General features: G+C 75.0%; 11 protein-coding genes. All 11 read right to left on the bottom strand.

What is annotated here, in order from left to right; all coding sequences use genetic code 11:
- Positions 1-1,425, bottom strand: a complete 1,425-nt coding sequence (locus ABD948_RS19140) for an HNH endonuclease (RefSeq protein ID WP_345269372.1) — start codon at positions 1,423-1,425, stop codon at positions 1-3.
- Between the two features lie 255 nt (positions 1,426-1,680).
- Positions 1,681-1,986 carry a hypothetical protein gene (locus ABD948_RS19135; protein ID WP_345269364.1) on the bottom strand — a complete coding sequence of 102 codons (306 nt, stop codon included), beginning with the start codon at positions 1,984-1,986 and terminating at the stop codon, positions 1,681-1,683.
- Positions 1,987-2,483: 497 nt separating this feature from the next.
- Complete coding sequence (locus ABD948_RS19130; protein WP_345269359.1) at positions 2,484-2,729, bottom strand: hypothetical protein; 246 nt, start codon at positions 2,727-2,729, stop codon at positions 2,484-2,486.
- Between the two features lie 142 nt (positions 2,730-2,871).
- Entirely contained in the window at positions 2,872-3,060 is a 189-nt protein-coding gene (locus tag ABD948_RS19125) for a hypothetical protein (protein WP_345269354.1), read from the bottom strand.
- A gap of 95 nt (positions 3,061-3,155) precedes the next feature.
- The gene (locus ABD948_RS19120; RefSeq protein WP_345269348.1) at positions 3,156-3,689 is read right to left on the bottom strand and encodes a maleylpyruvate isomerase N-terminal domain-containing protein; all 534 of its coding nucleotides are present in this window, start codon (positions 3,687-3,689) and stop codon (positions 3,156-3,158) included.
- Positions 3,690-3,708: 19 nt separating this feature from the next.
- Positions 3,709-4,251 (bottom strand): dihydrofolate reductase family protein, encoded by a 543-nt coding sequence (locus tag ABD948_RS19115; protein WP_425576645.1) that lies wholly within the window; start codon positions 4,249-4,251, stop codon positions 3,709-3,711.
- Between the two features lie 125 nt (positions 4,252-4,376).
- A complete protein-coding gene (locus tag ABD948_RS19110) occupies positions 4,377-6,578 on the bottom strand; it encodes a transglutaminase TgpA family protein (protein ID WP_345269332.1) in 2,202 nt (733 codons plus the stop codon).
- The gene (locus ABD948_RS19105; RefSeq protein ID WP_345269323.1) at positions 6,575-7,786 is read right to left on the bottom strand and encodes a DUF58 domain-containing protein; all 1,212 of its coding nucleotides are present in this window, start codon (positions 7,784-7,786) and stop codon (positions 6,575-6,577) included. The genes ABD948_RS19110 and ABD948_RS19105 overlap by 4 nt, the downstream gene beginning before the upstream one ends.
- A gap of 5 nt (positions 7,787-7,791) precedes the next feature.
- Positions 7,792-8,778 (bottom strand): AAA family ATPase, encoded by a 987-nt coding sequence (locus ABD948_RS19100; RefSeq protein ID WP_345269319.1) that lies wholly within the window; start codon positions 8,776-8,778, stop codon positions 7,792-7,794.
- Positions 8,779-8,798: 20 nt separating this feature from the next.
- Positions 8,799-11,375, bottom strand: coding sequence for a hypothetical protein (locus ABD948_RS19095; RefSeq protein WP_345269314.1), 2,577 nt, complete (start codon positions 11,373-11,375; stop codon positions 8,799-8,801).
- A 159-nt stretch (positions 11,376-11,534) separates the two neighbouring features.
- Entirely contained in the window at positions 11,535-15,794 is a 4,260-nt protein-coding gene (locus ABD948_RS19090; RefSeq protein WP_345269304.1) for a type VII secretion EssC family protein, read from the bottom strand.
- Between the last annotated feature and the right edge of the window lie 74 nt (positions 15,795-15,868).

Below are 15,868 nucleotides of genomic sequence, written 5' to 3'. Positions count from 1 at the left end.
TCAGCTCGCGGCGGGCAGCCGGACGAGGATGTCGTCGAGGGCGGCCTGCAGCGCGGCGTCGACCTCGGGTGCCAGGTAGTGGGTGGCCTCGGTCCAGGGTGACTCCGACAGGGGTGGTTCGGCGACGCCGGGTGGGGCGGGCGCGCGGCTGCTGTAGGTGTGCCCGGTGGGCGTCGTGCTGTGCACGGTGTGGCGCTGCCCGTAGAGCTGGGTCTCGCCGTGGATGGTGCGTTGTCGCCAGCCTGGTGCTTGTTTGGCGTGGTTGCAGGCTTCGCAGAGGCCTTGGAGGTTCTCGACGTCGGTGGTGCCGTTGTGCTCGTGGGGCAGGACGTGGTCGAGGTGGCGGGTGGGGGCGTCGCACCAGGGGGTGCGGCAGATGCCTTGGTCGCGGGCGGCGAGGTAGGCGGCGAGTCCGTCGGTGGCGAGGCGTTGCTGGGTGGTGAGGGCGACGAGGTCGCCGCTGGCGTTGGTGTAGAGCTTGCGGATCCAGGCTTGGGTGGTCTCGGTGGCGCGGGCGACGGCTTCCCGGGCGACTTGGGCGGGGACGGGGCCGTGGCCCGGGATGGTGGCGGGTTCGTGGCCGGCGCCGAGGAGAGTGGCGTCCGACATCACGAGGGTGAGGGTGATCGGGATGCTGTCGGCGTGCTTCTGGCCGGTGAGCCACTCGACCATGAGGTCGGCCATCAGCTGCCCTCGGGAGCGGGGTTTGCCGGCGGGGTCGGCGGGGTCGGTGTTGTCGCCGGTGCCGATCATCGTGTCGGCGGTCTTCTTGAGTGCGGCGTAGGCGGCGACGGCTTGGGTGAGGGGCAGGAATCCGGTGAGGTAGGCCATCCCGTCGGGTGCGGGTCGCACGGTGACGGTGCGGTCGCCGACCGCGCGTTGGTGGCGTCGCAGGACGGCGGCGGGGTCGAGCTGAGCGACGCGGCGGCGGACCTGGGCGGTGAGCTGTTGGTTGCCGAGTCCGTCGAGGACGGCCGGGTCGCAGATCTCGGTGTCGACCCGGCGGCGGTCGTCGGTGTCGAGGCACCCGGTCTCGCGGGCGATGAGGGTGGCGCGGTACTCGTTGATCCGGCCTTCGCGCAGCGCCTGCCGGGTGGCGGGCAGGTCACGGGCCAGGTCCTTCGCGAACCCGAGGAGCTGCTGACCCCGGTGGGGTGACTCCTGGCGGGCGAGTCCGATCTGGGAGGCCACGCCACGACCTGCGCGCTCGCGCGGCACACCGGCGGTCTCGCGTTGGGTGCGGACGGAGGTGTCGAGTCCGACGGCGAGGTCGGCCTGGGTGGCGCAGAGCGCGGACTTGAGGAGCTCGATCTGGGTGATCAGCTCGACGCGCTCGCGGTCGGTGCTGGGGTCGTCGCCTGCGGGCGCAGGGCTCTCGAGCACGGCGGCGCGGAGGCCGCTGATGCGCTCGAGGAGTTCTGACATGGATGCATCTTACCGAGCATGCATACGGATGTCGAGCAATTGTTCGAAGGTGGGAGTGCACCAGTAGATGACGACGCTGCCCCCCGGTCAGCGCACGAAGAGCCGACCCGTCGCGAGGGATCGCACCCGGGAGAGCGCGTTCGAGCGTGCGGCCATGCAGGGATCCGGTTTCGGGATCGCGCATGCCAAACGCGTGGTGGAGGCCTTGGCATTGCGGGTGTGGATCCGCCCGGTCATGCCGAGAGTCGGGCGGGGTCAGAAAGGGTTCGAGGACTTCCAGGTTGCGTCGAAGTCCATTGTGTCGACGCCCATCCCTGCGAGTTCATTGAGCGCCGCGTCGAGGTCGTCGAACCGCCGCCGCTCCACCACTTGGGCGTCGTCGTCGATCTGCGACCAGTCTTCGGGGTCTACGTCCCTGCTCTGCCGCACGCGCCGGAGTTCTACCACGCCGTCTATGGGACCAAGCCAAAGCCAAGTGCGGTGTGGGTCGTGTTCGTGCGATATCTCAGCGACCACGGCTTCTCCAGCCATCGTGACTCGATTCTTCACCTCGGGCCGCATGTACCAATACTGACAGCCGGACCGCTCGACCACGCCGCACAGCGGGCATCCGCCCGACCATGCCGCGAACCGTGCGCTCGTGCCGATGTGCGTGCACTTACTGAGCGTCGAAGCGCCTTGCCCCGTCGGCCTGCCACTCGGCGCGGTACTGCTCGAACGAAGAGGGCGGCGCGGTGCCCGGGTTGTCGTCGTTCCCGCACTCGAACCCGCAGTTCGGGCAGACCTCGTAGGACGGCGCACCGAGCGAGTCCTCATAGGGCGGAGCCAGAGTCGCAATGTCGGGCGGTGGCCACGTCGCATACGGCTTCCTCGCCAACTCGGCGGAGCCGCACACCGGACACTCGTACATGGCGGCAGTGTGCACTGTGAACCGCACGCTCATGCCGCACAGCGGGCATCCGCCCGACCATGGCCGCACAGCGGGGACCCGCCCGACCGCGCCCGCACAGCGGGCATCCGCCCGATCATCATCACGGCGCGGGCTTGGGTACGCAGGGTCAGAGGTCGTCAGGACGGCGCTGGCGCTCACGGCGGCGCACAGCAAGGAGGATCGCGACGGAACCCACAAGGGATGCCGTGCCGACGAGACCCATGACCATCGCTGGGCCGTAGCCGTCGAGGAGGAGCGGATCGTCAACGATGTACCCACGTGAAAGTCGGTTGTAGTCGAACGCAACGACCGCGATGAGAGTAACCGCCAAGCCGACAAGCCCTAGGACAAGGGCAAGACCTCGGTTGATCACCTCGACAACCTACGTCGCTCGAGAGGCCCATCCGCCCGAGATTGCCGCACCGAGCTGGCCACCCGACAGATATCCAGCACATCCGCCCCGCACACCGGGCTCCGCCCGACCATCAGCTCGCCCACCGCAGGGCATAGGTGCGTCAGGTGCGCAACGTCCGGATGCCCAGCGCGACGGCCAGGAGCAGCGCCCCCACCGCCAGGCAGGTCAGCCAGATCCACTCCGCCACGTCGTCCACCGGACCCCAGGCCAGGAAAGCGCCGACGATGATCAGGGCCAGGCCGCCTCGCAGGGCGCCGACGGGTGCGAACTTCGCCTCGGGGGATGCCATGGCGCAGACCGTAGTCGACGGGGTCGGCTCGATGGTCCGGGGTGAGGTCGAGCTAGGGCGGGTCGTGGGACCACCGGTGTGTCACCGGGCGTCGGTCAGCCTCGAGCGCAGGTGGTCGCAACCGCTGCCGTGCAGGTCATCGAGCGCCGCGGGACGCCCGGCGACGGCCATCGCCAGGGCATCGCCCGGGCCTCCAGGCGTGGTGCCGGCACCAGCCCGCGCACGCCCCCCGAGAACCAGTCCAGCAGAGCCCGCCACTGCTCGAGGCCGACGTCGTCGGGGAGTCCGAGGGGTCTGGCGCAGTCGCGCAGATGGACACAGCCGTCAGCCAGCTGGCCCCTGGGGCCGACTCCCGGTGCCCGGACGACCTCGTCGGCCCGCTCGCGGAGCAGTGCCGTCAGCTCGGGCACGGGTCGCTGAGCGAGGTCGCGGGCGAACCCCGCGCTGGCGGCGTCGATCGATCCGCGCGCACGCACCACCCGCACGAGCAGGCTGGGGAGGCTGCCGGCGAAGGGCATCACCAGGTGACCCAGCACCTCGCGCACCGTCCGGGCGTCGCACAGGCTCCGCGTGGCCGGCTGGTCCTTGGCGAGACGCTCGAGGAAGTCGGCCAGTCGCCGTGGGGTCACGGATTCGCTGGCGACCCTCTCACCGCCGCCTCCGGTACCGGGTGAGCAGCACCCCGCGGGGGAACGGCCGTGTCTCGACCAGCTCCAGGCTCACCCGGTTGTCGAGCCCGGTGAAGAACGGGAGGCCCGCACCGATCAGCACCGGGTGCGTCACGAGGACGTACTCGTCGACCAGCCCCGCACGCATCGCGGTCGCGGCCAGCGTGGCGCCGACGACGTCGACGGGGCCGTCGTCGAGCGAGGTCAGCCGCTCGATCTCGGGCACGGGGTCGCCGACCACGCACCGGGCGTTCCACCCGACCTCCTGCGGGGTCGAGGAGACGACCACCTTCGGCATCTCGCGCCAGCGCCGGGCGTACTCGGCGTGGGCGGGGGTGACGCCGGGCTGCTGGTCGGCGGTGGGCCAGTGGGAGCTCATCGCCCCCCACACCCTGCGCCCGTAGAGCGCGCACCCCGTTGCGCCGACCCGGTCCGACCACCACTGGAACAGCTCGTCGCTCGGCTCGCTCCAGGCCAGGTCGCCCTCGGGGCCGGCGACGTAGCCGTCCAGGCTCACGTTCATGGCGTACGTCAGGGTGCCCACGTCTCGACTCCTCCTGCGGATGGTCCGGATGTCCGGGTGCCCATGATGACCGGCGCCGGGACTGGGACTCATCGCCGATCGCCGTCGCCCATGGGCCGAAAGAGTCAGCGTCGCACCAGCACCCGCGGGTCCAGGTGCCACCACCACCGGCGCCAGGGCGGCACGAGGCCGCGCAGACCGCGCAGCACGCCGCTGGTCTCGGCCCGCAGCTCGGAGTCGGCACCCGCATCCCCAGCACCGTCCCCAGCACCGCCACCCGGCGCGAAGGCCTGCCGCTCGGCCCGGCTCGCGAGCCGGACGGCGCCCACGCCGCCCAACCGCGTGTCGAGCAGGTGACCCACGGCCGTGGCGGTCTCGTGCGGGGCCACGCGCACCCCGGCGAGCACCAGCCCGTCGCGCACCTGCGCCCAGGCGCCGACGGCGCCGCGGCGGCGCTGGCGAGCCCGACGGAGGGCGCGCAGCGCGAGCAGCAGCAGCGCGACGACGGCCAGGGCGAGTGCCGGGCCGGCGGTGGCCAGCACCCAGGTGGGGGGCAGGTCGACGCCGCCGCCGGAGCCGGCGGCGCTCGCACCACCCGCGGCGCCCGGGTCGCCGTCGCCGTCGTCACCCGCGCCGTCCGCAGGCGTGGGTGTGGGGGCGTCGGTGGGCTGGTCGGGCGGCTGGGTGTCGGGCTGCTGCTCGGCGCCCTGCGGAGGGTCGCGGCGGAAGGTGTCGTCGTCGGGGGTGGGCGAGAACGGCACCCAGCCGAGCTGGTCGAAGTACACCTCGGGCCAGGCGAACGCGTCGCGGCCGGTGACCATCCGGCTGCCGTCCTCCTGCGGCTCTCCGGGGCGGAAGCCGACGACCACGCGGGTGGGCAGGCCCTGGTAGCGGGCCACCACCGCGAAGGCGCTGGCGAACTGCTCGGAGGTGCCGATGCGAGCACCGCTCTCGCCCGGCTGGCCGACCAGGAAGGTCTCCAGCCGCCACAGCGCGGACCCCGAGATGGCGCGGGCCGAGAGGGCGTAGTCGCTGCGGATCTGCTGCTCGATCTCGACCGCCTGCTCGTACGGCGTCGTGGCGCCCGAGGCCACTTGGCGGGCGTAGGCCACCAGCCCCTCGGGCAGCCGCTCGGGCAGCCGCGTCCAGCGCGCGACCTCCTCCAGGGGCGGGACGGCGGCGCTGGCGAGGCGGTCCTCGTCGGGTGCGTCGAAGGACCCCTCCACCTCGTAGACGAGGCCGTCGTCGGCGTCGGGGCGGTACATGCTGCCGGTGCCGGGGTCGACCAGCGCCTCGCGGTCGCTGACGGAGCTGGGCGACCCGGGGGTGGGCAGCCAGTTGCCGCCCAGTCCGTCGAGCTCCACCTCGACGGCGGCCTGCCGGCGCTGGGTGCCCTCGGGCAGCACCGCGCCGGGCGGGGCGCCGGTGCCGAGCGGCGCGACGCGGGTGGCGGCGGTCCACTGGCGCCCGTCGTAGGTGTCGAGGGTGACCAGGCGCAGCGGCACCTCCGGCCCGCGCACCCGCAGCAGGGGAGCGTCGGGGTTCTCGGCCCAGGCACCCAGCCCGGTGAGCGGGTTGCTGGCCGCCACCTCGAGCACCGGCGGGTCCACCAGGTCGCGCGGCTCGAAGGGGCGCTGGACCGCGAGCGTCGCGCTCGCTGCGAGCAGACCGACGCCGGCGACCGCGAGCGGTGCGGCAACCACGAGGCGCGGGCGTACCGGCTCGCTGTGCTCGTCGAGCAGCACCCAGCCCAGCAGCGCCACCACGAGCAGCAGCACCGCCACCAGGCCCAGGCCGTCGGCCCGACCACCGGCCAGCAGCAGGCCGGCGGTGTAGAGCAGGGCCGCGCCGGCCAGCGGCTCGACCCGGTGCCGGCTCTCGACACGCAGACCGACCAGCAGCGAGACCAGGGCGGTGAGCAGCAGTGGCCCGGCCAGCAGGTCGGGCGCGAGCGCGTAGGGCCGCGGCGAGGTGAGCAGCCGGGGGACGACGTCGCGCACGGTCTGGCTCAGCCCGAGGTCGGCCGCGGAGGTCATCAGGTAGGCGGCCAGCACCAGCAGCAGCGCCAGCACCGACGCCGCGGCCCACCGCGAGACGCCCAGGCTCAGCACGCCGCGCAGCACCAGCAGGGGCAGGACCGCCGCCAGCGCCGTCAGCAGCACGACCGTCCAGCTGCTCCAGGCCGCCGCCAGCGGCACGCTGCCGAGCAGCAGCAGCGCGGTGGGCCAGGTGAGCAGCAGCGCGCGCCGGGCGCGCGAGGGGGTGGCGGGCTCCGGGGAGTCCTGGCGGGTGAGCGGCGCGGGTGGCGGGGGAGCGGTGGTGGTCATCGGCCGGTCGCCCGCTCCCACAGCTGTGCCAGGGAGACCGCGGTGCCGCCCCGCAGCACCAGCAGCCCCTGCTGCTGCTGGACCGCCACGAGCGGCGCTGTCTCGACGGCGGCCACGATGCGGCTGTCGGCGGCGTCGAGGGCCAGCGACCACGCCCGCACGTCGCTGGCCGCGCCGGTGACCACCACGACGACGTCGAGGTCGCGGGTGCCCAGCTCGGCCGCCCGGTCGTGGGGCACGGTGTCGATCTCGGCGAAGAGCAGGTCCAGCTCCTGCGACTCCGCGCGGGGCTGCCGGGTGGCCGAGCCGGGCACCACCACCTCGGTGCGGCCGCTCGCGGTGCGGAAGCGCAGCGGGTGGCCGGCGTCGACCGTGGCCCGGCACAGGCCCGCCGCCAGCTCGACGGCCTCCTCGAACTGCTCGGCGGCGCCGGCGCTGTCGGGGTAGCTGGGGGCGCGGTCGTCGAGCACCACGCACACGTGCGGCTCGGAGGGCTCGGCGTCCTCGCGCACCATCAGCAGCCCGGTGCGCGCGCTGGTGGCCCAGTGCAGCCGGCGCAGGTCGTCGCCCATCGCGTACTCGTGCAGGCCCACCAGGTCGGTGCCCCCGTGCTCGAGGCTGTCGTCGCCGCCGGCCGCGGCACGGCGGTGGCCGGGCACCAGTCCCGCGATCGGCACGGTGCGCGGCAGCACCCGCACGAGGTCGGTGCCGCCCGCGGTCGTCGAGCGCGCGGCCATGCCGGTGAGCCCGTAGCTGCGCAGCTGCAGGGGACCAACCACGAGCACGCCGCGGCGGGGCGTCGGGATGGCGTAGGTCTCCGAGACGCGCTCGGCGCCCGCGGGTGCCGCGTCGGCTCCGGGGCCGGGCAGCGGCACCCGCACCAGGCGTCCGGCCACCAGGTCGGCGGCGTCCAGGCGCACCAGCCCGCGCCGGCGTCGGCCGTGCACGCGCACCCGGCCGTGGCACGCGCCGTGGCGCTCGACCACGCGCGGTGCCACCTCACGCTGCACGCGCAGGCCCGTGCCGCCCAGCACCGAGACCAGCTCGGCCACCACCAGCAGCACCAGGCAGGCGCCCAGCGCGGCGAGCACCGGGTAGCGCCACACCACCCCGCCCACCAGCAGGGCCAGGCCGAGCACGAGGGTGGCCCGACCGCGCCCGGTGACGGCTCCCACGAGCATGCCGACGCCGCCCATCGGACGCGACACCGGGCTCAGGCGCCGTCGGGCTGGGGCGGCTGCACCGACTCCAGCGCCTCGTGCACCACGGTGGCCGAGGTGTGCCCGGCCAGCAGGGCGTCGCGCGCGAGCACCGTGCGGTGTGCCAGCACCGGCTCGGCCAGCCGCTGCACGTCGCTGGGCACCACGTAGTGGCGGCCGCGGGCCGCGGCGTAGACCTGCAGGCAGCGCACCAGGGCGCGCAGGCCGCGGGTGCTGACGCCGAGCCGCACGCGCGGGTCGGTGCGCACGGCCACGCCGATCTCGCGCACGTAGCGCAGGATCGGCTCGGCCACGTGCAGGTGCGCCAGCCGGGCGCTGGCCGCGGCCACCTCCTCGGGCGTGGCCACCTGCTTGACGTCCTCGACCAGGCCGGCGGTGCTGCCGGGGCGCAGCACCTCGATCTCGTGCTCGGCGTCGGGGTAGCCCAGCGAGGTGCGCAGCAGGAAGCGGTCCAGCTGCGCCTCGGGCAGCCGGTAGGTGCCGTCGAGGTCGACGGGGTTCTGGGTGGCGATCACGACGAACGGCTCGGGCACGCGGTGGCCCTCGCCGTCGACGGTCACCGTGCGCTCGGCCATCACCTCGAGCAGCGCCGACTGGGTCTTGGCGGCCGCGCGGTTGATCTCGTCGGCCAGCACCACGTGGGCGAAGACCGGGCCCGGGCGGAAGCGGATCTCGCCGTCGCGCGGGTCGAAGACCGTGGTGCCGGTGACGTCGCTGGGCAGCAGGTCGGGCGTGAACTGGATCCGCCCGATGCCGCCGCCGAGCGCCTGCGCCACCGCGCGCGCGAGCGTGGTCTTGCCGGTGCCGGGCACGTCCTCGAGGAGCACGTGGCCCTGCGCCACGGTGGCCACCAGCACCAGGTCGACGACGGCGCGCTTGCCGTGCACGGCCTGCTCGACGGCGTCGCCGAGGCGCTCGTGCAGGGACCGGAAGTCCGCGATGTCCTGCTCGGTGGGTGGCGTGGGGCTCACGTCGGGCACGTCGGGGTTCCTCGCGTCGGTCAGGGCTTCTCGCAGGTGCGGCACAGCACCTGCTGGCGGGTGGTCCAGGTGAAGGTGCGGCTCTGCACCGAGCCCCCGGAGTTGGAGGCGGTGAAGACGATCGAGTGCTCGACCACGCCGTCGTTCGGCTCGCGGAGGTAGCCGTTCTGGATCTGCACGGTGAGCGAGGTGGCGTCGCAGTCGACCGGGCCCGACGCGACGCCGGTGGTGTTCCCGGTGTGGCGCCACTCGCAGGTGCCGCTGAAGCCCGCCCAGTCGGCCGGCGGCTGCAGGGCGAGGGTCGTCTGGCCGAAGCCCTCGACGCTGATCCCGCTCCAGCTGTGCGAGGCGCGGGTGGCGATGGCGGAGCCGGCCCTGGGCAGCGGCGGTGCCGGCTGCTGGGGGCCGGTGATCTGGGTGCTCACGGTGCGGCCCGCACCGACGGCGTTGACCGCGGTGACCGACGCGGTGGCGTCGCCGCCCACCTGGCAGGCGGCGTCGGCGGTGAGGTCGCACGACCACTCGACCGTGGCGGACCGCTCGCCGCCGCCGACCGAGACGTTCTGGGTGCCGTCGGGCGTGGTGACCGAGACGTCGTAGCGGGTGACCTCGGAGCCGTTGGCGGCGGCCGCGCCCCAGCGCACCGTGACGACGTAGCGCTGCAGCGTCTCGGTGGGCTGGTACTCCGCGCCGCCGGTGACCTGCGTCGGCTCGCCGGGCACCCCGTTGGTGGTGACGATGTTGGAGGGCGCCGAGGCCGCCTTGCGCCCGTCGGCCACGGCCGTGACGACGAAGGCCACCGACTGGCCCGGCGGCACGGTCAGCTGCACCTGCCGGACGTCGCCGGCCTGGCGGGTGATCTCCTGCCCGCCGTCGAACGCCACGACGAAGGACTCCGCCGGCTTGCCGGCGTGGCTCCACGAGACCGTCACCCGGCCCTCGGCGCTGGCCTGCGCGGTGACGCCGGTGGGGGCGGCGAGCACCATCCCGCCGGGCTCGCCCGGTTCGCTGGGCGAGGGGGTCCCGGTGCCGGGCCCACCGGAGGGCCCGCCGGTCGGGGAGCCGGAGGGACCGCCCGAGGGCGAGCCGCTCGGTGTGCCCGACGGCGTGGACCCGGGGCCCTGGCCGCAGCGCTCCCGACCCCGGCAGGGGTTGCCCCCCGGGTTTCCGGTGGGGCCGCCCGAGGGGTCGGTGCCCGGCGAGCCGGTCGGGTTGCCGGTCGGGTTGCCGGAGGGCTCGCCCGACGGCCTGCCGGTGGGGGCCCCGGGACGGATCTCGGGAAGGTCCCCGCCGTCGTCGCCCTCGGGGCGCTGGTCGGGTCGGTCCCCGCCGCCCAGGATGGGCTGGAGCAGCTGGTCGAGGGTGTCCTGCAGGTCGGGCGGGCCGGACTGCGGCAGGCCGGGGGTCGTCACCAGGGCGGGGTCGTCGCGCACGATGGTGTCGGTGGTGCCGTCGCCGTTGACCACGACGGCCTCGGGGGTGCCGGGGGTGTTGATGATCAGCATGTCGTCGTCGAGCACGAGCTCGGGGGAGGCGCCCGGGGTGGGGATGTCCTCGCCCACCCGCTGGCCGTCGGCACCCAGCCGCACGACCTTCTCGCCGTCGCCGCAGGGCACGTAGACGACGTCGTGGAAGACCTCGGGCGTGGCGGGCTCCGCGCAGCCGACGGTGGCGAGGTTGACCTCGCGCAGCTCGCCGGGGGAGAGCAGCGCGACCGTGGAGCTCTCGGGCGAGGAGACGGGCACCAGCTCGGCCGGCGTCCGCTCGGGGGCGAGCAGCTCGCCCACCAGCTTGGGGGCCTCGGCGGTGGTGTCCTCGCCGGTGCCGACCTGCGCCACCATGCCCTGGTCGGGGCCGAAGACCGTGATGCCGTCGGGGTGGGCCACCAGCACCGAGCCGGCGCCGGAGCGCTCCACCACCGAGGTGGCCTCGGTGCGCAGCTCCAGGCGCTCGGCGTCCCAGGAGAGCTCGTGCAGCGAGCCGTCGTCCTCGAGCGCCCACACCGCGCCGGTGTCGTCGACGGCGGCGTCGGCCAGGCCGGTGGCCGAGACCCAGGTGGTGCCGATCGAGGCCGTGGAGACGGGGTCGATGGCCGAGATGGTGGAGGACTCGTCGTCGACGAGCAGCAGCGCGCCGTCGGGACCGGGCACGCGGAGGGTGTGCACGGCACCGCCCTCGGTGATGCGGCGCTGGCCCGAGCGCAGGATGCTGGTCAGGTCGTAGGCGGTCAGCGCGCCGGTGGTGCGGTTGAGCACGTACATCCGGCCGTCGTACTGCACCAGCTCCAGCTCGTCGCCCTCCTCGCCCACCTGCAGGGCCAGCTCGGGCCGGCCGGTGGCGGGGTTGACCTGGATGACGCGGCCGCTGGGGGAGTCCGACAGCCAGGTGAGCCCGTCGGCGATCTCGACGGCGGTGCGGGTGATGCCCTGGCCGAAGAAGACGCCGGCCACCATGGCGCCGACGACCATCACCACCGACAGCTCGGCGGTGCCGCGGGCGCCGCGACGGCGCACCCGCTCGGGCACCGCGGCGGAGACCCGGGAGCGGAGGGTGCCGGCGGCAGCACGGACGCGGCCCACCCGAGACGGCGATCGCATGCTGAGTACCCCTGTCCTGGCCACGTCCACGACGGTCGCCGGCGGTTGCCGGCGGTCACCGGTCAGATTCAAACAAACTTCCGCCGCGGTCTCTACGGGTCGGCGTCCCAGGGAGGAACCTTCCGTGACCAGCAGGTGCCGCCGGGCCGGGCAGCCGGCTCAGGCCTGGTGCATCAGCAGCTGGGCCACCCAGGCGGTGCCGCCGTCGCACCAGACGCCGCGTCCGAGGCCGGTGAGCGGCTCGGGGGTCTTGGTGGGCACCGAGACACCGAGGATGTCGCCGTCGGCCCACTCGGGCGCCAGCAGGAAGCCGCGCCGGCCGCGGCGGGCCAGCTCCACCAGGGTGTCGGGCTGCGGGCGCTTGGCGGCCGTGGTCTCCGCGGTGGCCACCAGCGTGGTGCGGCGGCCCGGCACGGCGAGGGCGGCCAGCAGCCGCTCACGCCCCGCCTTGGCCTCCGGGGAGGCGGCGGCGTCCCAGGCGTGGGCGTCGTCGACCAGCACCACCGACCAGTCCTCGCCGGTCGCGCCGGCGGCCCACGCCTCGAGGGTCCGTGCCGCGGCGTCGGCGTCGGGTTCACGGATGACGACGGGAGGCCGGTCGCCGCGCGCCAGCAGGGCCTCGAGCCCGAGCAGGGCGGCGCTGCGGCCCGTGCGGGCGCGGCCGGTGACCAGCACGGGCCCCGCCAGCAGGTCCACCTCGAGCACGGCGACGGCGTCGGCGTCGACGGCGAGCCCCAGCCGGCTGCCGCGGGGGGCGGGCAGCAGAGCCTGGTCGAGCCGCCCGGGCATGGCGGGCACGGGCGCGGCGCCGCGCCCGGCCACGGCCGGCTCGAGCAGCGCCCCGACCGCGCGGATGCGCTCGGCCTGCACGGGCGTGCCCGCACCGCCGGTGGTGAGCACCTGGACGCTGCGCTTGCCGAGCAGACCGCTGCCGGGCACCGAGTCGGCGTCGAGCACCGAGCCCGGCACACCCAGCATCAGGTAGTCGTCCTGCGAGGTCATCCGCAGCACGATGCGCTGCCCGAAGGCCGACCCCAGCGAGGTCGGCACCCCGGTGCGTCCCGGAGCGGTGGCGATCACGTGGATGCCGACCCGGCGACCGGTCTGCAGCACGGTCTGCAGCTTCTCCACGTGCGAGGGGGCGACGCCGCCGCCGGTCTCGAGCTGCTCCACCAGGCTGGGCAGGTTGTCGATGAGCACGTAGACGCGTGGCAGCGCGCGGCCCATCCGGGCGAGGTCCTCCACGTCCGCGCAGCCGGCGTCGGCCAGGGCCTGTGCCCGCTCGTCCATCGTGCGGCGCAGCAGCCGGATCAGACGCATCACGCGGGGCTGCTGGGCACCGGGCACGATCGCCTCCACCGTCGGCAGCCCGGCGATGGCGGCCAGGCCCCCGCCGGCCTGGTCGATCCCGTAGACGTAGGGCGCGACGCGGTGCCCCGCCGCGGCGTCGCCCAGCGACGCCGTCAGCGCCACGGTGCGCAGCAGCTCGGTCTTGCCCGAGCCGGACGCGCCGTGCACCAGCACGTGACCCACCTTGGGCAGGTCCAGCACCAGCTCGGGCTGGGTCTGGTTCTCCGGCTCGTCGATGCGGCCGAGCAGCACGTGCCCGCTGGGTCGACCGGCGGCCTGGGCCTGCACCTGCGCGGCGTCGAGCAGCAGCTCGGCGGGCAGAGCCGGCAGCCACGGGCGCTTGGGCTCCGCCAGGCCGGATGCCTCGAAGGCACGGCCGATGGTGGTGACGCAGCGCTCCAGGTCGGTGCGCGGGTCCAGGCGCGCCTCGGCGCTCGCCCCGGCAGCCGGGCCGGCGAGGTGGGTGGCGGCGCTGAACGGCTCGACCCGCACCGGAGCCTCGGTGCCGGCCAGCGGCTGGCGCGCACCGGTCCACGCCGACTGCACCAGCTCGGCGGTGCCGTGACCGGTGCGGCGGATCCACGCACGGCCCGGCGTGCGGCGAGAGATGCGGGCGGCCTCGGGGCTGTCGATGACGTCGCGGGAGTCGTCCGCGGAGGAGACGCGCAGCGAGATGCGCAGGTCGGCGTTGGCGCGGATGCCACCCGTGACGACGCCCGCCGGCCGTTGCGTGGCCAGCAGCACGTGCATGCCCAGCGAGCGGCCGCGCTGGGCGATGTTGACCATGCCGTCCACGAACTCGGGCACCTCGGAGGTCAGCGCGGCGAACTCGTCGACGCAGATCAGCAGGCTCGGCGGCGCCACCTCGGGGCGCTCGCGCTCCAGCTGCACCAGGTCCTTGACGCCGTAGCGGCCCAGCAGGTGCTCGCGGGCCGCGATCTCGGCACCGATCGAGGTGAGCGCGCGCTGCACCAGCGCCGGCGTCAGGTCGGTGATGTAGCCGACCGTGTGCGGCAGGTCGGCGCACTCGCGGAAGGCCGCGCCGCCCTTGTAGTCCACGAGCAGGAAGTTGATCCGCGTCGGTGGGTTGTTGAGCGCCAGCGAGCACAGCAGCGACTGCAGCAGCTCGCTCTTGCCCGAGCCGGTGGTGCCGGCCACCAGCCCGTGCGGGCCGTCCTCGCGCAGGTCGAGGGTCGTGACGCCGTCGACGCCGCGCCCGATCTGCGCGCGCAGCCCGGCGCTCGCCTGCCAGCGGCGCGCCACGGCCGCGACGTCGTCGAGGTCCTCCAGGTCGCCGATCACCTCCGGGAGCCGGACGACGGCGGGGATGGCGGTGCTCGGCGGCAGCACCGCCGCCTCGTCGACGTACCCCGTCATCAGCCGGGCCGCCCGCCAGGCGTGGTCGAGCGTGACGTCGTCGGGGTGCTCGAGGTGTGCCAGCCCCTGCCGGTCGGCCTTGCCGACCTCGCCGCTGGGCAGGTCGACCAGCAGCGAGGTGGCGGCCGGCACCTCCTCGCGGCTGCGGCCCAGCCAGACCAGGTGCAGCCGCCGCTCGGCCGCCACGGCCGCCACCGCCTCGACGGTGCGGCGGGCGATGCCGGCCTCCTCGTCGACGAAGCAGATCGTGTGGCCGTGGCCGCCGTCCTCGCTGACGAGGTGGTCGAGCAGCGCCGTCGCCGCCCGGGAGCCCACGGCCACCGGCGGCTCGCCGCCCAGCCGGGTCGCGGCGTGCGGCAGCCACCGCAGCCACGCCTCGTGGCCGCTGCGGCCACGACCGAAGCACCCGGCCACCGAGAGGTCGGTGGGGGAGTGGTCGAAGGCCAGGCGCAGCATCAGCGCCCGCACCAGCGCGTCGACCCGCCCGGGCTCGCCGGTGACCGCGACGACGGGGTGCTCGGTCAGGTCGGCCAGCACCGGCATGTCGGGCAGGGTGTCGCGCTCGGCGAACTCCCGCGCCACCTCGCGGCGGGTGCGGCGGTCGCCGCCGTCGGCGATCTCGCCGCGCAGCATCGCGGGCACCGTGCCCATGCCCAGTCGCGTGACCAGGAAGCCGTCGCGGCTGCCGCTGCGCGCCCACAGGTAGGGGTCGCGGGCGGCGGCGCGGCTGCGCACCGTCTCGGGGTCGGGGTAGTCGTCGTGCAGGCGCCGGCGCTGGGCGACGGCGGCGTCGTCGAGGCTGGTGAGGAAGCCGTCGACGTCCTCGCGCCAGTCGGCGAGCTCCTCGGCGAACTGCTTCTCCGCGGCGCGCTGCTGCTGGCGCCACCCCAGGTAGCCGAGCACGGGCCAGGCCAGCATGTAGACCAGCGCGTAGGAGGTGCGGGCGCGGGCGAACAGCGCCAGGCCCATGATCATCGGCAGCGCGAGCATGGCCCACGGCAGCGGCGAGGGCCGGTTCTTCGTCGGGGGCGACGGCACGTCGAGCACGCCCTCGGCCAACGGCTCACCGAACCGGGGCGGCCGGAAGACCGAGACCGCCTCGGGCTCGGTGGGCACCTCGCCGGCGTCGACGACGACGGTGGTGCGGCCCAGCCGCAGCGAGGTGCCCCAGTCGACCTCGCGCGCGGTCGTGATGCGCTCGCCCGCCACCAGGGTGCCGTTGGCCGAGCCCTCGTCGTAGACGGTGGGGCGGGTGCCCAGCACCACGCGCACGTGGCGCTGGGACACCAGCGGGTCGGTCAGCCGCAGGGTGCTGGCGTGGCCGCGGCCGATCGTCAGGGAGCTGCCGCGCACCTGGACGCGCTGACCGCGGTCGGGGCCCTCGACGACGCGCAGGACCGCACGCGGGCGGGCGCCGCTGCTGGCGCGCTGCAGCCAGGCAGCCGGTGCCGTGACGACGTCGAGCAGGTCGCCGGTGCGCAGCCCGCACTCCGCCACCAGCCTGTCGGCCGGCCACGGGTGGGAGCCCTCACGCGGCACCAGCAGCAGCTGGGGCTGGTCGGGGGCGACGTGGCGGCCGAGCGCCCGGGCCAGGTCGGCGACCGTCGCGTCGGGACGCGCCTGCACGGCGACGTCGACCGAGGGCAGGCCGGTCTCGGCGGCGGCGCGCAGGGAGAGGGTCCAGCTCTGCACGGGGGCCTCCTGGCCTCGGGTGGATGGGTGGCGAGCGGGTGGGTGGCGAGTGGGTGGAGAGGGTGCGGCGGGGA

Source organism: Nocardioides nanhaiensis (genome assembly GCF_039542785.1).
Classification (GTDB): Bacteria; Actinomycetota; Actinomycetes; order Propionibacteriales; family Nocardioidaceae; genus Nocardioides; species Nocardioides nanhaiensis.
This window is presented reverse-complemented; position numbering and strand designations above follow the sequence as displayed.

What these genes read in the sequence shown, in the direction of transcription:
- ABD948_RS19140 (WP_345269372.1), bottom strand. Translation starts at nt 1,425, where the DNA reads ATGTCAGAACTCCTCGAGCGCATCAGCGGCCTCCGCGCCGCCGTGCTC.
- ABD948_RS19135 (WP_345269364.1), bottom strand. Translation starts at nt 1,986, where the DNA reads ATGCGGCCCGAGGTGAAGAATCGAGTCACGATGGCTGGAGAAGCCGTG.
- ABD948_RS19125 (WP_345269354.1), bottom strand. Translation starts at nt 3,060, where the DNA reads ATGGCATCCCCCGAGGCGAAGTTCGCACCCGTCGGCGCCCTGCGAGGC.
- ABD948_RS19115 (WP_425576645.1), bottom strand. Translation starts at nt 4,251, where the DNA reads ATGAACGTGAGCCTGGACGGCTACGTCGCCGGCCCCGAGGGCGACCTG.
- ABD948_RS19110 (WP_345269332.1), bottom strand. Translation starts at nt 6,578, where the DNA reads ATGACCACCACCGCTCCCCCGCCACCCGCGCCGCTCACCCGCCAGGAC.
- ABD948_RS19095 (WP_345269314.1), bottom strand. Translation starts at nt 11,375, where the DNA reads ATGCGATCGCCGTCTCGGGTGGGCCGCGTCCGTGCTGCCGCCGGCACC.